Origin of the sequence: Flavobacterium sp. FlaQc-49, assembly GCF_044005985.1 — a bacterium.
Classification (GTDB): domain Bacteria; phylum Bacteroidota; class Bacteroidia; order Flavobacteriales; family Flavobacteriaceae; genus Flavobacterium; species Flavobacterium cupriresistens.
The window spans coordinates 161,847-182,813 of the sequence record NZ_JBIPCS010000008.1 but is presented as its reverse complement, the minus strand read 5'-3'; the positions used below and the strand labels follow the sequence as shown (position 1 = coordinate 182,813).

Sequence of the window (20,967 nt, the reverse complement as noted above, 5' to 3'; positions counted from 1 at the left end):
AGGGAACAAATTTAGTCATTTTAGTTGAAAGTTAACAGTAACAATCACAGTTTTAAGAATACAATTAGCGGAAAACTGTGACTGCGGCTAAAAACTATTCAATAAGTTTTCTTTCTAAAAAGTAATTTACAATCGCTTCTTTCATTAAAACCGATTGTTCGCCCGCCTTTAGTGACGGTAATTCTTCTTTCACGCGGTAATGAGGCCAGCCTTCATCATCAAAAAATTCAAATTCATAGAAACCATAAGGCTCCAATAATCTGCAAATGGCAATATGCATCAAATTTAATTTTTCATCTTTCTTGAATTCACGGTGTACTTTTCCAAGTTCCTGAACTCCGATTAGATAAATAATGGAATCTAAATCCAAATCTTCGCCTTGCGAAAATTGATTTGAAAGTATATCGACGAGCTTCTCCCAACGCTCTTTTAATTGTGTATCTCTGGACATATCTATTTATGATTTTAGATTTTAGACTTCAGATTTTTGTTAAACGTAAGATTTTAAATCTAAACTCCGCCATCTGAACTCTAAAACTAGAAATGCAAAGATAGGTAGATTGTAGACTTCAGGTTGTAGAATTTTGATTTTAGATTGTAGAATTTTGATTGCAGATTTTTGATTGTACATTTTAGACTGTACATTTTTGATTGCCGATTTTTGATTGCCGATTTTTGATTATACAAATTCTACTCTTCACCTCTAACCTTTCACTTTAAAAAAAACCTTCACAATACCTCCATTATTCTTTTATATTTGCGCCTTCATTAATCACAAACACGAATATGAGTTTTTTAGATATTATTTTGGGAGCCCTTTTGGCTTTTAGTTTATACAAGGGTATTAAAAATGGACTTTTTGTAGAAATTGCTTCTTTCATTTCTTTATTGTTGGGAATTTATTTAGCTATGAAATTCTCTTCTCTAATGAGAGATATGATTGCCAAACATGTAAGCTGGAATCCCACTAATATTCAAGTTACCGCTTTTATTCTGACTTTCATTTTAGTAGTGGTAGGTGTCTATTTATTGGCCAAATTCTTAACCGGAATTGCTGATTTTGCTCAACTGGGATTAGTCAATAAGTTGGGTGGTGGTTTTTTTAGAATTCTAAAAACCATTCTTATCGTAAGTATCGTTATCGCTCTTTTTGAAAAAGTAAACTTCAACAACACTTTTGCAAAAAAAGAAACTTTAGATCAATCTATTTTTTACAACCCGATTAAAAAAGTAGCGGCCTTTGTCTATCCATCAATTGAAAAATGGTACGAGACTTTTAAAGAAAACCACAAAGAAGGCAATCAGGAAAAGCCTTCAACGGAATCTGAAAAAGAATAATTTTCAGAAACACTTCTACCTCAGATATCTGACAGAAATAAATTATCTTGCCTACTATTTCCAACATGGGATCTAACTAAAACCTATTAGAATATGTTGTATTTGGCAGGCATCATAATTACTGCTTTTTTGGTTTTTATTCTGATTAGCAAAAAAAACAAAAGCAATCCGGACAAGATTCTGGCGCTTTGGTTGTTTTTTACCGGTTTTCATTTGTCTTTATTTTACCTGCATTTTAACGACCATTACATCAAATTCCCTTTTTTATTAGGGCTTGAACTTCCTATGCCTTTGGTTCAGGGTCCCTTTTTATATTGGTATACTACGGCTTTGACCAATCCAAATCAGAAAAGAAAATATGCTTTTTTACATTTCATCCCCTTTCTGATTGCGTTTCTGGTTCTGACTCCTTTTTTCAATTTGCCGTTTGAAAAAAAGATCAGCATTTTTAGAAATGGAGGAAAAGGTTATGAAGATTTGATCACAATTTTATATGCTTCAATCTTACTTTCGGGAATTACCTATGCCTTGTTTTGCTTAAAAGAACTTTCAAAACACCGAAAAAACATCACCAATCAATTCTCCTTTACGGAAAAAATCAATTTGGCGTGGCTGCGTTATCTCATTTTAGGTTCCAGTTTTATTTGGCTTGTTGTCATTTTCTCTAACGATCGGTACATTTTTTCCGTCGTTGTCTTTTATCTTTTCTTTATTGGTTATTTTGGAATCAAACAAGTTGGAATTTTCACCAATCAGCCTTTAGCAGTAAACAACCCTGCAGAAAACGCTACTATTGAAACTGAGACAACGGAAAATCAACTGGAAAAAATTAAATATGAAAAATCAGGTTTAAGTGTTATTGAACTTCAATCCATTCATCAGAAGCTAACGACCATTATGCGGGAGGAAAAACAGTATAAAAATCCTGATTTAACTTTAACCGAATTGTCCCAAACGCTAAATGTACACCCCAACATTCTTTCGCAAGTCATCAATTCTGTTGAGCAAAAAAATTTCTACGATTACATCAACTGTCAGCGTGTTGAAGAATTCAAAAATCTGATTCAATTACCCGAAAATCAAAAATACACTTTCCTGTCTTTGGCTTTCGAATGTGGGTTTAATTCTAAGACGGCATTCAATCGCAATTTCAAAAAAGCAACCGGGCTTTCTCCTTCAGCCTATTTAAAATAAAATAGAACCACCTTACAAGTTGGGGCGACCCGCAGCGTCATACGGCACATCTTTGCAGAAATTTAAAAAATTATGCCATGAAAAGTACCGTAATTTATTCCCTCACATTAGCCGTTTCTCTTTTTCTTTTTTTAGGCTGCGAACAGGAAAATTATATTAATGACCCCGGAAATCTGGTTCCAAAAACCGTTGATCAGGATCCCACTCTTCCCTCCATTTTTATTAATGGAACACAATTACATGCCGAGACTTTTGGAAATCCCAACGATCCGATTCTTATTTTTTTACACGGCGGACCGGGCTCTGATTACAGAAATGGTCTTAACACCAAACAACTTGCCGACGATGGTTATTATGTAGTATTCTATGACCAAAGAGGTTCCGGATTATCGAAAAGACAGGATAAAAAAAGCTATTCTATACAATTGGTTTTAGATGATCTTACTGCGGTTATCCAATATTACCGAACCAGTCCTGATCAGAAAATTTTCTTATTCGGACATTCGTGGGGCGCGATGCTTGCCGCGGCTTATGTAAATTCTTATCCCGATCGGATCGATGGTGTAATACTGGCGGAGCCAGGCGGACTTACTAAAAAACTACTGGATGATTATGGCGAAATGAGTCGAAAAATGGATTTATTTTCTGAAGCAACAAACAATTTATTTTACCTCGATCAGTTCTTATCCGGCAAAGAAAACCAACACGAAATACTCGATTACAAATTCGGTATTTCCACCAGTTTTTCATACGCCAAAGGCAATAAAGAAGGCATTCCCAGCCCATCACCCTTTTGGCGAATCGGAACTACTGTTTTAGAAAGTTTTTCAGATATTTCTGAAAATGACGGTTTTGATTTCACTACAAATCTCAAACAATACCAGCCTCCGGTCCTGTTTTTATACGGAGAACTTAATCAATCTTACGGTTTTGGTTTTGCGCAAAAAGAAGCTGCTTTCTTTAATACCGCAACCGTATCCGAAGTAAAAGATACGGGTCATGAGATGATCTACTTTAAATGGGAAAAGGTACATCCTTTAGTATTGAATTATTTAAACGCTTTAAACTAGTCACAAAATGAGAATGACACAACTAATTATTGCAATACTGCTCTGGCTTTTGAGTTTTACGACAACGCTCGCCCAAACCATTAACTGGAAAAATCTAAAAAAAGAAGAAAAACACCTCCTAAATGCGACTGTCGGATGGGAACATGGTCTGGTTTATGGAGTTGCATATGGCTATAAACTTAAAACCAAACTACCTATTGTTGTTGACGCTTCGTTTTCTATTCCATCAGGCGAAACTGTTTTTGATGATTTTAAGTCCAAAATTGGTGGGCAAATCAATGTGTATCAAATCAATAATTTTCATTTTAATACTTCTTTGCATGGTATTTATCGCCGTTATGAAAATCCTCTGGTAACATTGCAGAATTTTGGTGCTGATGCAACTGTCGTTATCGGCTATTACAAACCTAAATGGTTTACCGCAATAGAATTGGGTTTTGACAAAGCCATCGTCACCCATTTTAAACATACCGAAATATATCGGGAAGTATATCCGGCTGTAAAAGACGGGTGGTACGAACCGTCAACAGGAGGAAATGCGAATTACGGAATACAAGGCGGCTATTCTTTTCATCGAAACGACATCACTTTAAGACTAGGAAAAGTGATATCTCAGGATTTTAAAACGGAACCAATGGTCCCTTTTTATATACAATTGGGTTATAATTACAAACTTTAGTATCATTTTTAAATTGCAAACCCGACAGGTTTTAAAAACCCGCCGGGTTTAGTTATTAGTATAAATTCAACTATCAAACGACAACGATTCCAGAATCCAAAACTTTGCGCTATCTTTGCGCTTTAATAACATGCTCTAAGGCAATTGCTCTGGCGCAGATTTTAAACAAAAATTACTTAAACTCGTTTAGAGAATTGACATATTAAAATGAAGAAGATACGTAACTTTTGCATTATTGCACACATTGACCACGGTAAAAGTACATTGGCAGACCGCTTACTTGGCGCCACACAAACGGTAACAGCTCGTGAAGAAAAAGCACAATTGCTTGACAACATGGACTTGGAGCGTGAGCGTGGAATTACCATTAAGAGTCACGCTATTCAGATGGAATACACCTATAAAGGAGAAGAATATATTTTAAATTTAATTGACACTCCCGGTCACGTTGACTTTTCTTATGAAGTTTCCCGATCTATTGCAGCCTGTGAAGGAGCGCTTTTGATTGTGGATGCTGCACAAAGTATTCAGGCACAAACGATTTCAAACTTATATTTAGCTTTAGAAAACGACCTGGAAATCATTCCGGTTTTGAATAAAGTAGATTTACCAAGTGCTAACCCTGAAGAAGTTAGTGATGATATTATTGATTTGCTAGGTTGTAAATTAGAGGATATTATTCATGCTTCAGGAAAAACAGGCTTTGGTGTTGAAAACATTTTGGCAGCTATTATCGAAAAGATTCCGGCTCCAAAAGGAAATGTTGATGAACCGTTACAAGCATTGATTTTTGATTCACACTACAATCCGTTTCGTGGAATTGAAGTAATCTTCAGAGTTGTAAATGGTGAAATCAGAAAAGGGCAAAAAATTAAATTCATGGCTACAGGCAATGAATATTTTGCTGATGAAGTAGGAACTTTAAAACTAAATCAAGTTCCAAAAAGTGTTATTTCTACCGGTGATGTTGGTTATTTAATTTCTGGAATTAAAGAAGCCAAAGAAGTAAAAGTTGGTGACACACTAACCGATGCTAAAACACCAACTACTAATATGATTACAGGATTTGAGGATGTAAAACCAATGGTTTTCGCCGGAATCTATCCTGTTGACACAGAAGATTATGAAGATTTGCGTTCTTCTATGGAGAAACTGCAATTGAATGATGCTTCGTTAGTATTTACTCCTGAAAGTTCTGCCGCTTTAGGATTTGGTTTCCGTTGTGGATTCTTAGGAATGCTTCACATGGAAATTATCCAGGAACGTTTAGAGCGTGAGTTTGATATGACTGTAATTACTACAGTACCTAACGTTTCGTATTTGGCTTACACCAAAAAAGATCCGGAAACTCCTTTCGTTGTAAACAATCCATCGGATTTACCCGAACCATCTAAATTGGATCGTGTTGAAGAGCCGTTTATTAAAGCTACTATCATCACAAAAGCTGATTTCGTAGGAAACGTAATGAGTTTATGTATCGAAAAACGTGGTGCAATCACCAATCAGACGTATTTGACAACAGAACGTGTTGAATTGAATTTTGATATGCCTTTGGCTGAAATTGTATTCGATTTTTACGATCGTTTAAAAACCGTTTCTAAAGGGTATGCTTCTTTTGATTACTCTCCAATCGGAATGAGAACTTCTAAATTAGTAAAACTGGATGTCCTTTTAAATGCACAAACTGTTGATGCTCTTTCTGCATTGATCCACGAAGACAACGCTTACAACATCGGTAAAAAAATGACCGAGAAATTACGCGAATTAATCCCAAGACAACAATTTGACATTCCGATTCAAGCCGCAATTGGAGCTAAAATTATTGCTCGTGAGACTATTAAAGCGCTTCGTAAAGACGTTACCGCAAAATGTTATGGTGGAGATATTTCACGTAAACGTAAATTACTTGAAAAACAGAAAAAAGGTAAAAAACGTATGAGACAAGTAGGAAACGTTGAGATTCCTCAAGAAGCTTTTATGGCTGTTTTGAAATTGAACGACTAGTTTTTTTTAGAAAATAGAATAAAGAGAATAGAATATAGATAAAACCTGATAGCGAAAGTTGTCAGGTTTTTTTGTTTTAAACAGCTAATTATCAGTACTTATATACAAACGGATAAGGGTTGCAATTTCCAAATATTTATCGTCAGAAAAAACTCATAAATCATTATGTGAAATGCTCAAAAAGCTGATTATCAGCAATTTTAAGTAATATGTTGGAGGAAAAAAGCTACTTTTAGTATTAGTAACTAAAAAATTAATAACATGAAAACGAGAATCACACTTATTTTAGCGCTATTTACTTTTTATTTTGCGAATGCTCAACAGGATCAGGTTGATTCAGAAATGAATTCAGCGAAAGGCATCACCTTTAAACATGGAGATATGTTTATTGAAGGCTCCATACAAATTACCACAGGCGGAGATCAGGATTATTATGCTCTAAATCCCAAATTCGGATACTTACTGAATGACAAATTTGCCGTTGGAGGGCAAGTAAACTTTTCCAGTAACAAATTCGAATCAACAGGAATCAAAACGAATGTTTTTGGAATAGGTGGTTTTGCCAGATACTATTTCTTAGAACTAGATAAAAAACGGTTTAAAGCTTATGGCGAAGCCGGTTTGGGTTATGGCAGAAACAAAGTAGAGTCTCCAACAGGTTCAAATGACAGTAATAGCCTTACCGCTAATATTAACATTGGTTTAAACTATTTTCTAACTAAAAACATCGCGGTAACTTTCACACTGGCAAATCTCTTGTCCTACAACACCGTTTCTCCGGAAAACGGACCTAGTTCGGATACATTTCAATTAAACATCAATTTATTCGAGAACATTTTTGATCAACCAAAATTTGGAGTGCTTTACAGATTCTAAATCATTTAATTACAAACTCAAAAGAAAGCACTCACTCTTTCGAAAATACAAAGACCAAATAATAAACCTCTAAACCTGATAGCGAAAGTTGTCAGGTTTTTTAAATTTAGAAAACAAAGAAGTTCATTAATTCTTATATCACACTTTTGCAAAATATCCCGCTATTTACTGTCTATAAAGCAGTTCAATCACTTCGACATTCAAAAAATTCAAAGCCTAATATACCCATCTATTTTTACATTAACTTTGTCTATATACAAACCATAAAACTAAATATAGATTTGAATGTCGATCAACTCATTGAGGATGCAAAACAACTATCTCCCAAGGACCGATTGAAACTCAATGATACCATTTGGAATGAAGATGTGGCTATTCCTGTTGAACATCAAAAAATAGTGCTGGACAGAATGGCAAAAGCTAAGTCCGATCCTGAGCAATTATTAAACTGGGAAGAAGTTTCTAAAACGCTTTAATTCAATTGAGTTATATTCTAAGGATAGATACATATGCATTTAAAAATATTCAAGAGACTATTGAATGGTATGAAACGTAATCAAAAGGTTTAGGAATCCAATACAATGAAATACGTTGTAAAAAAATCGAAAAATTCCCCTTCTTAATCCACTATACTATAAACGAGATAGAAAAAACCATACTGATTTTCGCTATTTTTCACACTTCAAGAAATCCTGAAATATGGAAAAACCGAAATAAATAATGAGAACCCAGTAGCGAAAGTTTTGGGTTTTCTGTTTTTGAACTGTATCTTTGAGTCTTAGAACCTCAGCAGCTCAGAACCTTAGAACCTTCAAAAAAATGCTCGACGAAACTCCAAAACGATTTGACCGTATTGTTGCCATACTGATTCAATTGCAATCTAAGAAAATTGTAAAAGCACAGGAATTGGCGGATCGTTTTGATTGTAGTCTTCGAACCATTTACCGCGACATTAGAACTCTGGAAGCATCGGGAGTACCAATCTACAGTGAGGCCGGGGTTGGTTATGCGTTAATGGACGGTTACAGACTACCTCCCGTTATGTTTACACGTGAAGAAGTCAGCAGTTTTATCGCTGCCGAAAAACTAATGCAGAAATTTACCGATCCTTCTCTTGGTAGCCATTATGCCTCGGCGATGTATAAGTTAAAATCGGTTTTGAGAAGTACAGACAAGGATTGGCTTTCGAACATCGAATCAAAAATTTTGATGCATACCGCACAGCCTTTATTTAATGACAATTCTCCTAATACGCTAGCGCCACTGTTTGAGAGTATAGCCGAAAAAAAACAAATTCTATTATCATACAAAACAGTAGAATCTGAAGAAGCAAGCGATAGAAATATAGAACCCGTAGGTATTTTTCATGAAAATAATAATTGGTACTTTCTGGGATATTGCCATTTACGAAAGGATTATCGCCAGTTTAGAACAGATCGAATTCAGGGAATTAAAAAGACAGAGCTCAAATTCACGATCGAACATGGTCCATTAGAAACTTATTTAACAAAAAAAGAGCACTCCAATACCACAACAAAAGTCCGCATTCTGGTTTCAAAAAAAGTTGTCGGCCACCTTCGACATGAACAAAAATACCATGGTTACGTTTCTGAAAAAGAAGTCGACGGACAAATCGAAATGACGTTTATGTCCCGTGATATCAAAAATGGTTTTGCGCGTTGGTATTTGATGTTCGGGGATTATGCCAAAATACTGGAACCCGAACTGCTAAAAACAACCCTATTGGAATTACTGGAAATTAATAAAAAAAGACTTTTATAAAAAAACTCCTCAAAAGCATAGGTGCCTGAGGAGTTTTTTCTTCGTTTTTTGAAAATGAATCAACTATAATCTTCTATAATAACTACTGCACTTTTACAACATTGTAAAAATTATAATCTGTATTTGTTGCATCAGTGATCCCAATATTTCGTCCCATAGTTACAATTTGACCTCTGTGATACGTGCCATGATTGACCACTTGCAGCAAATAATCGCTAATTGGTAATTCGCATTGGAACCAAGGGTTCTCGATTTTAACTTTTTTCAATAATTGTTCTTCAGATAACGACTTAATAAATTCAGCCAACCGGGTTGATCTGTTTAGCAATCCTTTGAATATTTCCTCCGTGATCAACTCCTGATTTTCTCTTTTATCAAATTCAGCAGTTTCGGCTATAACGGAATACCAATACTCTTCGGTTGCCCAAATGTGATTAAGTGTTTTACTAATACTTGAAAAACTTGACGGAACTTCCTTTTGAAGTAATTCATCCGATTTTGTAGAAAGCCAGTTTACAAATTGTTGATTTACCCACAAATTGTATTCCGCATAATTGGTTATTATATTTTTAAAGCTCATAATATTGCCGTTTTACTTATTAACTATTTGAACTAAAGAAAGATAAGAATTATTCTTTTATCTTTCCCAGAAAAACGGAGGTTCAATTCCTAAAGCTCTAAGATAAACGTATCCTTGTCCACGATGATGTACTTCGTTATCAATAAAATACAAAACATTGTGAATAATCGGGAATTCGTACTGACCAAAAAGATTAAACGTGTCATTAAAATCTTCAATAGTCAGTTCTTGCCAATATTTATCAATTTCAGCGGTAGCCTCATCCCATTTTTCAAGGTATTGCGCTTTAAAAATCAATTTTTCTTCTGGTTCACTATAAGGCGAAACTTCTCTGTTTACAATTCCTTTTAGAGCCGGAACTGCAATAGACAGAAGTTCATCTGTTAATTTTGCGAAGGTTCTCATTCCTCCTATTGAAAATTCGAAGAAATCTTTTTCAGGAAAAGCTTCGATTACGTGACGTGTCAATGCACGATGTCCTTGCCAGTGTTTCAACAAATCTTCCGGAGTAATAACTTGAGCTGCTAATGTTTTCATGATTTTAAAGTTTTAATTATTTAGTACTTCAAAAGTAAAACGGGCTGGTGACAACAGTTTGTCAGCAGGAAAATAAAATTTATTCTTTTTTGTAATTTTTTATTATTTATCACCTTTTATCGCCGATACGCGGTCAAAATAAATCTAAATAAAACCTGTACCTTTGCAGCTTAAAAACATTGGAACATAGAAAAATGATAGAAGATAAAAATCCGCAACGTACCAGTATAGCGCAATTAGGTGAATTTGGTTTAATTGAACATTTAACCAAGAACTTCGATGTTATCCAGGAATCTACTTTAAAGAGTATTGGTGATGATGCCGCAGTTCTTGATTTTAAAGACAAAAAAGTAGTGGTCTCTACCGATTTACTAATTGAAGGAGTTCATTTTGATTTGGCTTATATGCCCTTAAAACATTTAGGATACAAAGCAGTCGTTGTAAATGTATCTGACATTTGTGCCATGAACGCCAAAGCAACTCAAATAACGGTTTCTGTGGCTGTTTCTAACCGTTTCCCACTAGAAGCCTTAGAAGAATTATTTGAAGGGATTACACACGCTGCAAAAGAATATAAAGTAGATGTTATTGGCGGAGACACCACCTCATCGCAAAAAGGACTAATTATTAGCATTACTGCCATTGGTGAAGCTAATGAGGATGAAATCGTTTATAGAAACGGAGCCAAGCAAACCGACCTTTTAGTGGTGACCGGTGACATTGGTGCGGCATATATGGGATTACAGGTTTTAGAAAGAGAAAAACAGGTTTTTCAGGTGAATCCAAACAGTCAGCCTGACTTAGACGCGTACTCTTATTTAATCGAACGCCAGTTAAAACCTGAAGCACGAAAAGACGTTCGTACGCTGTTACACGCCCTTGAAATCAAACCAACTTCTATGATTGATATTTCTGACGGATTATCTTCAGAAATTATTCATTTATGCAAACAATCTAAAGTGGGTTGTAATCTCTACGAAGACAAACTTCCATTAGACCCGCAATTTATTAATGTTTGTGAAGAATTTAATATTGACAGCACAACCGTTGCGATTAATGGTGGTGAAGATTATGAATTATTATTTACCATTGACATCAATGATTTTGAAAAAATAAAAGGGAATCCGAATTTTTCTATCATCGGCCATATGGCTGAAGAAAGTGAAGGAATTCATTTGGTAACCCGTGCCAATACTAAAATTGCTTTAAAGGCCCGCGGTTGGGATGCTTTAAGCGAATAGATAAAAGCTTTTTAAACAGAAAACGACATCCAAAAGATGTCGTTTTTTATTTGCTTTCGTTTCTAAAAAAGCGATTTACTTTTAGCTTCTTTTACCAAATCGTCATCCAATCCGGATTTTATTTTGAGAAGCTCTTTTAGATTCGTTCTTCTTTTTTCTATGGCGTTTATAGAAATCGGAATGTATTGTGGCATGTCTGCTACCGAAGTTCCTTTTGATAAATGAAATAAAATTTGCTTGTCGAATTCATCAATTTCAATCGAATTATGAGGCGACTGATTCAGCATTTTTTGTACCGACTGACTGTAATACTTTTCATTTTTCATCACTCTGTCAAATGCAAACAGCAATTCATCAAAAGTAAGATCGTTTTTAATAATCAGACCATTGGGGTTTATGGTTCTGATAATCGTCTTAATTTTCAACAATTCCGTATACATCGTTAGCAAAACAATCTTGCAATGCGGCATTTTCTTTGCGATTAATCTTGCCAGATCTTCGCCCGAAAAAATATCTTTTTCTTCATACGGCGGCATACTAATATCTAAAAACGCAACATCAAAATTTGGTGTTGTACTATTTTCTATCAAATCATATCCTGATCTGCAATCATGAGCCTGTGCAATAATGAACTCATATTGTTTGGTATTGTAACGCGTTATCGCATTTTTGTATCCTTCAATAATAAAAGGATGATCATCAACAATTAAAATATTTTGTTTACTTAATTGTGAAATTGTAGTGTTTGGGTCAACTGTCATTTCTTTTGTAGGTTAATTTTTTGATCGATGGGTATTTTTACCAAAAGCAGCGTGCCTTCTCCTTTGGCAGATTTTATGGTTACGGTTCCCTTACATTCTGCAGCTCTGTATTCGATGTTGTGCAATCCGATTCCGTTTTTGGTTCTTTTTACATTAAATCCAATTCCATCATCAAAAACAGCTACGGCCAGATGATTTATCTCGCTTTTAAATTCAACTGTAATCGTTTCTGCCTGCGCATATTTATTACAGTTCTGAAGTGCTTCCTGGATAATCCGGTACAGATTAATTTTCACAGCATTACTGACCAGTTCCCATTTGATTTGGGAATCAAAAGCAGTAACCAACTTAGAAGGGTAGGTCTGTTGTTGATTTTCAAACAACTTGTTCAAAATCAAGACAAAATTATTAATTAATTCGGATTTTTCTCTATTTAAATCATGCGAAATTTCCCGTATATCTTCCTCGATATTTTTAAGTTCTGCCAAATATTTTTTTCTTTTTAAGCACGCATCAGCTTCCTCTATTTTATCCAGACTATCCAAACTTATCCTAACACCAAACATTCTTCCCAAAACACCGTCATGTAACTCCTGAGCCACTTTTTTCTTTTCCTTTATGCGAGTCATTTCAATATCATTTTGCTGTGAAATCATCAAATTATAGATGTCTTCATTTGCAATTTGCTGTTGTTGTTTAAAAAGTAACTCCCTGTTTTTGGCTTTTTGGGTTTTGTAAACATAAAAAACCAAACCAATCAAAGTACAGATGCTAAAAACATAAACTAAGGTTTTAATTTTCTCCTGAAGATTCGAGTTTTGGTCTTTTATTTCATTGGTCTCATACTCAATTCTGGAGAACTTCTCTCCCATTTTTCGTTCCGCCTTCAACATTCGGTCGTTCAATCGGATATATTCTTTAGTATAAACAGAAGCATTTTTAGGATCCACTACTTCTATTTGTTTCAGCGCTTCGAGGATATCTCTGATTTTTTTTAAACTACGCGACAAAACCAGTGCTTGTTTAGAATATTGAATTGCTCTAAAAGTGTCTTTCTTAAAAGCATAATATTCAGACAAATGTATTTTACTCAACACAACACCTGATTTTAACCCAATACTGTCTCTAATTTTTAATGCTTTAAAAAACTGTCCCGGAAGTCCATCCGACTCTTGCAATTTAAATTTAGAATACGCCAGATTATCTAATATAATGGTATACAATATGGTATTCTCCCTGAATAAATTTTTCTCCTCAAGACCTTTTATAAAATATACTTTTGCTTTACTGTAATTGCGCATTCTTAAATTAACAAACCCAATATTATTCAATGAGGTTGCTTTTAACTGAAAGTCCGCAGGAATTGATTTATCTGCAAGAATGCGTAATGCATTCTGATGGAATTCAAGCGCTTTTCGATACTCTTCCCTTTCATTATATAAGATGCCAAGCAAGTTATTACAATCATAAAGCAGGTCGTTCACATTTTTTTGTTGCTTTAAAATCCGAAGTGCTTTAAAAATGTTGATCTCACTTTCAAAATAATCACCTTCATTGTACTGAAGTGTTGCTTTGCTTAAAAAAGTTTTGGCTAAATTATAGTGATCGTTAATTTTAAGATACACCTTTTCTGCTCTGAAATAATTCAAAAAGGCACTGTCTGTAACTGCATGTACCGTATAATAATCTCCCAGATAACTATACGCTTTAGCCATATTAAGCGAATCCCGCGAGCTTCTTGACCGATCTAAAATTAGTTCTGTGGTTTCAAGATAAGAAACCCAATCACTCATGTTATAATATCGATTGGCAATTTTAAAAAGATTAACTTTATTAAGCGAATCATTTTTCTGATTTATAACAATGGCAAAAGCCTTCTTATTGTACCCTTGTTTGTAGTTAAAAGGCAGGTTGATATCATTTGCCAATGATAAATAAGTGGCAAGACTATCTTCTGATAAATTGACATTTTTATCGCTTTTGTTTTTCTTGGTACAGCCAAAAAAAACAATACAGAGAAGGAATAATATTAAGTAATTATTTTTCAATAGTGTCTTTGAGTTTCATCAAAAATACTAAAACTATAGGCTAAAAAAAAGGCTGTCAAAAAATTGACAGCCTTCTCTTGTATTTTTATTTTTTTTAATCCAATTTCACATTCGCACGTGTTGACTGGTTATCTGTAGTAAAACTCCCGGATTGATTCGCATTTACATTCATTTGCATTTCATGTCCGTTAACATCACTCTTACGCCTTCCCATTGAAGTACCGTCTATTGGGTTGATAATGTTTACATCTGTATCGGCTGCATTGTTTACTTCGTCCGGAGTAGTAAAAGAAGTTACTACCATTACTAAAGATAATAATCCGATTGTTAGAGCTGCTTTTTTCATGATCTTGATTTTTTTAGTTTATGTTTTTTATTTGGGGCATGTGATTCTTAGAAAAGAACCACGGTGTAAAACTAAGCCCGTAATCAAAAAAAAATTGCACAAAAAAATTAGTTTGTGGTGAAACATACCCAATTGATAGTAAACAGACACCAAATCAACGTAAACACTTAATTTTTAGACCTCTAAATAATTCCCTATACTAAAATCCGAGATTATTAAATCAACATTTGATTTGTATGTTTTTGAGAAAGGAATCTTTTTCGCCGTGTTTTTTATGTAACAAACTGAGTTTCCGCTATGAATGCGTGCCACATAATTCCGATTAACGATATAACTGTTGTGAATTCGGAAAAAAGGATAAGATAAAACATTCTCAAAATGTTTAAGCGTTTTAAAAGCCGTTATCATTTCACCTGTATTAAGGTAGATGTCTGTTGAATTATTATCGGCCTGAAAATAGATGATATCTTCTGCATTGAGATAACGATAATCACCATATGACTTTATACAAATAACAAGCGGTTTCTCGCAGTCCTTAGCGGGAGCACAAACCGGAGCAGAGCTATCATTTCTTGTACTGACTAATTCTGTCACCAAAGTGGTTTTATTCAATTTTAAAATAAGCTTCTGCAAGTCAATCTCCAAAACCGGTTTCAGTACATAATCAAAAACACCGTATTGAATTGCTTCGTAGGCCCATTCTGTTTTTGAAGTGGTAATAATTATTTTAGGAATAATCGATAAATACCGGTACAATTCATTGATAAAATAAAGCGATAACTTGCTTAAAGGGTCTTTAGGATCAATTTCTAAAAAGACAAGAGCGGGTTTGTGTTGCAAAATCAGATTTAATCCCTGTTGGTAATTCACAGCTGATCCCACAAAAGTTAAGTCCGAAAAACCAGCTGCAACAGTTCTGGTTTTCAAAATACTTTCAGTGTCATCATCAATAATAATATACGAATACTTTTTCAATATCGGAATGTCTTGATTCTATCTACAATTAAAGCTACGAATTACAAACGCATAAACATTTCATTGTTAACACATTACCAACAAATGTTAAAACATAAAGATAAAATACCTATATGTCCGATGAAATACAAGGTCTAAATTAAAAAAAATCCCAAATTCCTGATGTGGAATTTGGGATTTTTATATTTCTATTTGAAAAATTACATCTTCATTAACCAGTTTTTCATTGAAACTTCGTTCTCAATGATGGCTCTTAATTCAGCAATTTTCACGCGATCTTGTTTCATCGTATCTCTATGACGAATCGTAACCGTTTCATCTTCGATAGTCTGATGATCTACTGTAATACAAAATGGAGTTCCTAAAGCATCTTGTCTTCTGTAACGACGCCCTACTGCATCTTTTTCGTCATACGCTACATTGAAATCCCATTTTAAATCTTCGATGATTTTTTTAGAAATTTCAGGCAAACCGTCTCTTTTAATTAATGGTAAAACAGCTGCTTTTGTTGGCGCTAAAACTGCCGGTAATTTTAGAACCGTTCTTGTAGAACCATCTTCTAAAGTTTCTTCTTGCAATGAAGTTGCAAAAACCGCCAGGAACATACGATCTAAACCAACTGAAGTTTCTACTACGTATGGCACGTAGTTCTCATTCAATTCAGAATCAAAATATTGTAATTTTCTTCCTGAGAATTTTTCGTGCGCTTTTAAATCAAAGTCTGTACGAGAGTGAATTCCTTCTAATTCCTTAAATCCGAAAGGGAAATTAAACTCAATATCAGCCGCTGCATTAGCGTAGTGCGCTAATTTTTCGTGATCGTGAAAACGGTAATTCTCTTTTCCTAATCCTAAAGATAAATGCCAGTTCAAACGTGTTGTTTTCCAGTGTTCGTACCATTGCATTTCTTCACCCGGACGTACAAAAAATTGCATTTCCATTTGTTCAAATTCACGCATACGGAAAATAAATTGTCTTGCTACAATTTCATTTCTAAAGGCTTTTCCCGTTTGAGCAATTCCAAAAGGAACTTTCATACGACCAGATTTTTGCACATTGGCAAAATTCACGAAAATACCCTGAGCCGTTTCCGGACGCAAATATAAATCCATTGCAGATTCTGCAGAAGCTCCCAATTTGGTTCCGAACATTAGGTTAAATTGCTTTACATCTGTCCAGTTTCTGGAACCTGTTTCAGGATCAGCGATTTCCAATTCTTCGATTAAAGCTTTTACATCTTCCAGGTCACCATTGCCCAAAGAACGTCCAAGTCTTTCACGAATTTCTTTTTCTTTTGCAAGATATTCAACCACTCGTGCATTAGTTGTAATAAATTCTTCTTCATTAAAAGCATCCCCAAAACGAGCTTTTGCTTTTTCGATTTCTTTTTTGGCTTTCAGATTGATCTTTTCAGCATGATCTTCAACCAAAACGTCTGCTCTGTATCTTTTTTTCGAATCTTTATTGTCAATTAATGGATCATTGAAGGCATCAACGTGGCCTGAAGCTTTCCAGGTCGTAGGGTGCATCAATATTGCAGCATCTAAGCCGACAATATTTTCATTCATCTGAACCATTGATTTCCACCAATATTCACGAATATTCTTTTTTAACTCGACGCCATTTTGTGCATAATCATATACTGCACTCAATCCATCGTATACTTCGCTTGACGGAAAAATAAATCCGTACTCTTTTGCGTGCGAAACCACATTCTTAAATAAATCTTCTTGTTTTGCCATAGTGATGCAAAAATATAAAAAGTACCATTAAAAAAAAGAAAAATAATAAAGTTTGAAGGATTGATTTCGTTATTTTTGTAACTAAATTCTTTCTATTTGTGTTTAATTATATTATTGACCTGTTTTTTCCTAAAGTTTGCGCCGGATGTCACAGCGTTTTAATGACTTATGAATCTGTTTTGTGCACCAAATGCCGTCATGAACTACCACTTACACAATATCATTTAGATCCTCAAAATGAAGCGGTCAAGAAATTTTACGGAAAAATTGCTATCGAGCATGCTTCCGCTTTTCTATATTTCAATAAAAAAGGGATCGTTCAGGAACTCATTCACAATCTAAAATACAAGGCACAAGAAGAAATTGGAACTGTTTTAGGGCATTGGTACGCCGAAGATCTGAAGAAACTACCATTAGAAATCCCTTTTCATGCTCTGATCCCGGTTCCACTGCACAAACGAAAATTTAAAGAAAGAGGTTATAATCAGGTCACAACTTTTGGAAAAGCCTTGGCCGAAGGTTTAGACACTCCATATGACGATACTATTCTTTACCGCAAAACATACACTAAAACACAATCCAAAAAGAACCTTTCCGGACGTTCAGAGAATATCGAAAATATATTTGATGTACATTTTTCAGAAGAACACCATTATAAACACTTTTTAATTGTCGATGATGTTCTTACCACAGGAGCGACACTGGAGGCTTGTTCCCGGGCCTTATTAAAAATTCCGGGCGTAAAAATCAGCATTGTCTGTATGGCAATCGCACACTAAAAAACCAAGTTTGATTATTAAACTGCTTATTTTCAAGCATTCCTATTTTCCTGCAAGCTCTTTTTTGACCTTGTAGGTATCTTAATTTATGTTTTACCCCCTACAAGCTCAAAAAAGACCTTGTACAAAATAAAAAAACAGATTAAATATAGTCCAATACTGATTTAAATTTCGAATAGCAGTCCCGTTTAGGTTAAAAAGATTTTACCTTAATTGATTACTATTTTCTTAACGGTTTTTCGGTTGCCATCAATAACACTTACCAGATAAATCCCTGAGGACACATTTGCAAGTTGAATGTTTTGATTAAAAATAGCCGATCCTGCAAAAGAGTTTGAATAAACAGTTCTTCCCAAAATATCATTTACAAAAACGTTAATTCCTGAACCTGATTCCGATAAAAATTGAATCGTGAAACTACCTTTATTTGGATTTGGATAAAGAACAAAATCAATAGGCGCCTCAACCTTGTCCGTTCCTAATGTAAATTTTTGAGTCTTAATTGTAATCGATGCAGCATTTATGGTTCCTGTTTCTCCGACATCAATATCGCGAACCATTAAAGTCCAGTCTCCGTAAGGACTCTCTTTATTGAATGCACTTAATTTACCTGCCGGAACAACGATTTGCAAGGTGTTTGCTCCGCAAGAAAGAGCAGCACCTGCATCATCATATTTTAAAGATAAGGTGTTTGAAGTACTACCACAACCTCCATCAAACAATGGAACTATCGTCCCTTTTGGACTCTTTATACTTATCTGAACATCGGATAAAAAAGAGTGCGTAAAATTAATATTCAAATCTACATCAAGAATTTCAGCTGCATCAGCAGTAGTCACTGTTTTTTTAGCAGCACTGTCAGCATCGTTTAATCCTGCCGTAATCGTATTTTTCCCTGTAGGAGCAGATACCGTAATTATTCTTGTAGTATATACCAAATCGTTATCCGGAATTACAATTGGCGCAGCAAAAGTGTACGTATTTGTATTTGCAACAGTGTTGTATCCTACTGCAAACTGTTTACTATTTACAGCATAATAAATATTAGCCGTTGGCTCGATCAATAACCTGCAAGCGGTAGCCTTAAGATCAGCAGGAACAGTAATGGTTTCCGAACCGTCATTTGGCGTATTTGATACTAAAGTTATTGGAAATGTCAATCCCCCATCTGTTGAAAGTTTGATATTAACATTGGAAGAACCCGCTAAAGTATTTGTATTATTAACCGTCCAGGTTATCGTTTGCAGACTACCATTTATCCAACCGATATTGTCTGTATTTTGCGACGAAATTGCAAAGGGACCTGCGTTAGCATTCACAACAACAACCATAGCATCCGTATTAGTCTGCGCTGTGCCCTGAGCAGCATTGTCACGCCCTGTTAAAGTAAAATTCAAGGTTCTTGCTATAGAAGAAACGGATTCCCATGTAGATGTTAATTTATTGTTCAACACATCATTTTGCTGGGGCATATACCTAATTGGTGACGTAACCGGTAAAAAAGAACGAAACAAAGGTCCATCCGGTTTAGTAGGATAAGCTATACTGGTCTCTCCAGCTGTAATGCTTGCAACATCATTTTCCTCCCAACAATACGTTACTGTATCTCCATCCGGATCAGAACCTGTTCCTTTTAGAATAAAGGCGGTTTCTTTTGGTATAGTATAATCTGGACCCGCACTTATCGTTGGCGGATTGTTGGTTAAAGGCAAACTCACTGCACAATTCGCAGTTGAAAGCACATTCTGAATTTGCAAAATACTAACATAGGCAAAATAATCGTCTGATCTGTTTTGCACATCGTAACCTTTAGAAATCCCGGCATATCCCATAATTGTAGAACCACTACCGGGCTCTACATTAACATTTGTTCTCTGACTGCCATCAAACGAAAAAGTATGTTCGGCTCCTAACTGGTGTCCAAATTCGTGAACCACAAAATCAATATCAAAAGTATCTCCTTGAGGTTTTTTATTTGAAGGCGAAGTATAAGCACTCCCTTTTCCTAATGGTTCAGAGCTTGTAGGATTCGTACAAATACAACCTACACAACCAGCATTTCCTCCTCCGCCTGAAGCACCAAATAAATGTCCGATATCATAACCGTCATTACCTATAACATTGGTTAACGTAGTTTGAATCTCCTGATTCCAGGCTCCTTCAGCACCTACATCAGCAACTGAATAAGGATCCGTATTCGCATCCGTATAAATAAGGACATCATTATTCGCAATCAAAATTACTTTAATGGCGAGATCTCTGTTAAAAACACCATTAACTCTTGTTAAAGTAGCATTCATACCTGCTAATGCACCTTGTTTTGTCCCTCCAAAAAAAGTAGTATACTCTCCCGTACATGACAAAGCCAATCGCAATGTTTTGAAAACTTTATTATTTGAACTGCTCTTTCCAGTATTGGCCTTATTAGCTGTTTTTTTATTAGCTGTAGATTCTTTCGTAGAGCAAATCAGTGTTGATTTTGAAAGACTGTTTTTTGAAGTAAAAGCAACATATTGCGTTTTATTATCCGGGTTCTTTTCTACAAACTCGGGATTTTTTTCTGCGCGTAGTACCATAGATTGTACTCCGTCCGGAGAAACACTAAAATGAATTTTTGCTGATTTATCATCGATCCCATTACCTTCATATGCCCTAATGTCCGGATATTTTGCCTGTAATTCAGGATCAAAATTCGATGACTCCCAAACAGAGAATCGCTCTAAAACTCCGTTCGAATTTGGAAAAGTAATTTCAGTAGTAGTACTTTTTGCTTTTTTATCGGTGGTAGTGGACAGCTTTGTCTTCAGAAAATCTGAGTTTAATTTGAAATACATTTTTTCTGAATCATCAGCCGTTACTTTTCTACCAAGATTAGAAGCTGAACTTACTTTTTGCCATAAAACATCGCTTTGCGCATTGATTTCGGCACTATAAAAAAGAATCAATATAAAAAGTAGTAGTTTTTTCATAAATTCAAAAGTATTTTTTAAACATCAAAGATAAGCTAATTAAATT

The 20,967-nt window shown here is 34.9% G+C and carries 19 protein-coding genes; 10 read left to right on the top strand and 9 right to left on the bottom strand.

Going from position 1 to position 20,967, the window contains the following annotated elements:
- Positions 1-94: 94 nt before the first annotated feature.
- Complete coding sequence (locus ACHRV3_RS17100; RefSeq protein WP_047776641.1) at positions 95-451, bottom strand: hypothetical protein; 357 nt, start codon at positions 449-451, stop codon at positions 95-97.
- A 335-nt stretch (positions 452-786) separates the two neighbouring features.
- Here ACHRV3_RS17100 and ACHRV3_RS17095 point away from each other — a divergent pair, with 335 nt between their 5' ends.
- From ACHRV3_RS17095 to ACHRV3_RS17060, 8 genes are all read left to right on the top strand, one after another.
- Complete coding sequence (locus ACHRV3_RS17095; protein WP_047776637.1) at positions 787-1,338, top strand: CvpA family protein; 552 nt, start codon at positions 787-789, stop codon at positions 1,336-1,338.
- A 93-nt stretch (positions 1,339-1,431) separates the two neighbouring features.
- Positions 1,432-2,532, top strand: a complete 1,101-nt coding sequence (locus ACHRV3_RS17090) for a helix-turn-helix domain-containing protein (protein ID WP_395435423.1) — start codon at positions 1,432-1,434, stop codon at positions 2,530-2,532.
- 77 nt (positions 2,533-2,609) lie between these two features.
- A complete protein-coding gene (locus ACHRV3_RS17085; RefSeq protein ID WP_395435424.1) occupies positions 2,610-3,602 on the top strand; it encodes an alpha/beta hydrolase in 993 nt (330 codons plus the stop codon).
- A gap of 7 nt (positions 3,603-3,609) precedes the next feature.
- Positions 3,610-4,281 (top strand): hypothetical protein, encoded by a 672-nt coding sequence (locus ACHRV3_RS17080; protein ID WP_395442781.1) that lies wholly within the window; start codon positions 3,610-3,612, stop codon positions 4,279-4,281.
- Positions 4,282-4,488: 207 nt separating this feature from the next.
- The gene (lepA, locus tag ACHRV3_RS17075; protein ID WP_047776631.1) at positions 4,489-6,285 is read left to right on the top strand and encodes a translation elongation factor 4; all 1,797 of its coding nucleotides are present in this window, start codon (positions 4,489-4,491) and stop codon (positions 6,283-6,285) included.
- Positions 6,286-6,546: 261 nt separating this feature from the next.
- Complete coding sequence (locus tag ACHRV3_RS17070; protein WP_047776629.1) at positions 6,547-7,161, top strand: outer membrane beta-barrel protein; 615 nt, start codon at positions 6,547-6,549, stop codon at positions 7,159-7,161.
- A gap of 281 nt (positions 7,162-7,442) precedes the next feature.
- Complete coding sequence (locus tag ACHRV3_RS17065; protein ID WP_395435426.1) at positions 7,443-7,637, top strand: addiction module protein; 195 nt, start codon at positions 7,443-7,445, stop codon at positions 7,635-7,637.
- Between the two features lie 343 nt (positions 7,638-7,980).
- Positions 7,981-8,943 carry a helix-turn-helix transcriptional regulator gene (locus tag ACHRV3_RS17060; RefSeq protein ID WP_395435427.1) on the top strand — a complete coding sequence of 321 codons (963 nt, stop codon included), beginning with the start codon at positions 7,981-7,983 and terminating at the stop codon, positions 8,941-8,943.
- A gap of 82 nt (positions 8,944-9,025) precedes the next feature.
- On the opposite strand, the gene ACHRV3_RS17055 is transcribed toward ACHRV3_RS17060, so the two are convergent.
- Together ACHRV3_RS17055 and ACHRV3_RS17050 are read right to left on the bottom strand one after the other, a co-directional pair.
- A complete protein-coding gene (locus tag ACHRV3_RS17055; protein WP_395435428.1) occupies positions 9,026-9,523 on the bottom strand; it encodes a DinB family protein in 498 nt (165 codons plus the stop codon).
- A gap of 57 nt (positions 9,524-9,580) precedes the next feature.
- Complete coding sequence (locus ACHRV3_RS17050) at positions 9,581-10,060, bottom strand: DinB family protein (RefSeq protein WP_047776624.1); 480 nt, start codon at positions 10,058-10,060, stop codon at positions 9,581-9,583.
- A 194-nt stretch (positions 10,061-10,254) separates the two neighbouring features.
- Between ACHRV3_RS17050 and thiL the strand changes: the two genes are divergently transcribed.
- On the top strand, positions 10,255-11,301 hold the full coding sequence (thiL, locus tag ACHRV3_RS17045; RefSeq protein ID WP_395426390.1) for a thiamine-phosphate kinase: 1,047 nt from the start codon (positions 10,255-10,257) through the stop codon (positions 11,299-11,301).
- 62 nt (positions 11,302-11,363) lie between these two features.
- Here the strand turns inward: thiL and ACHRV3_RS17040 are convergent, their stop codons facing one another.
- The 5 genes from ACHRV3_RS17040 to ACHRV3_RS17020 all read right to left on the bottom strand — a co-directional run bounded on the left by ACHRV3_RS17040 (position 11,364) and on the right by ACHRV3_RS17020 (position 17,173).
- On the bottom strand, positions 11,364-12,062 hold the full coding sequence (locus ACHRV3_RS17040) for a response regulator transcription factor (protein WP_395435429.1): 699 nt from the start codon (positions 12,060-12,062) through the stop codon (positions 11,364-11,366).
- Entirely contained in the window at positions 12,059-14,110 is a 2,052-nt protein-coding gene (locus ACHRV3_RS17035; RefSeq protein WP_395435430.1) for an ATP-binding protein, read from the bottom strand. The genes ACHRV3_RS17040 and ACHRV3_RS17035 overlap by 4 nt, the downstream gene beginning before the upstream one ends.
- A gap of 94 nt (positions 14,111-14,204) precedes the next feature.
- Positions 14,205-14,456 (bottom strand): hypothetical protein, encoded by a 252-nt coding sequence (locus tag ACHRV3_RS17030; RefSeq protein ID WP_047776618.1) that lies wholly within the window; start codon positions 14,454-14,456, stop codon positions 14,205-14,207.
- A gap of 174 nt (positions 14,457-14,630) precedes the next feature.
- Positions 14,631-15,431, bottom strand: coding sequence for a LytR/AlgR family response regulator transcription factor (locus tag ACHRV3_RS17025; protein WP_395435431.1), 801 nt, complete (start codon positions 15,429-15,431; stop codon positions 14,631-14,633).
- A gap of 200 nt (positions 15,432-15,631) precedes the next feature.
- Positions 15,632-17,173, bottom strand: coding sequence for a glycine--tRNA ligase (locus tag ACHRV3_RS17020; RefSeq protein ID WP_047776615.1), 1,542 nt, complete (start codon positions 17,171-17,173; stop codon positions 15,632-15,634).
- Positions 17,174-17,271: 98 nt separating this feature from the next.
- Here ACHRV3_RS17020 and ACHRV3_RS17015 point away from each other — a divergent pair, with 98 nt between their 5' ends.
- The gene (locus ACHRV3_RS17015) at positions 17,272-17,952 is read left to right on the top strand and encodes a ComF family protein (RefSeq protein WP_395435432.1); all 681 of its coding nucleotides are present in this window, start codon (positions 17,272-17,274) and stop codon (positions 17,950-17,952) included.
- Between the two features lie 209 nt (positions 17,953-18,161).
- Here ACHRV3_RS17015 and ACHRV3_RS17010 read toward each other — a convergent pair whose 3' ends face one another.
- Positions 18,162-20,921, bottom strand: coding sequence for a reprolysin-like metallopeptidase (locus ACHRV3_RS17010; protein WP_395435433.1), 2,760 nt, complete (start codon positions 20,919-20,921; stop codon positions 18,162-18,164).
- Between the last annotated feature and the right edge of the window lie 46 nt (positions 20,922-20,967).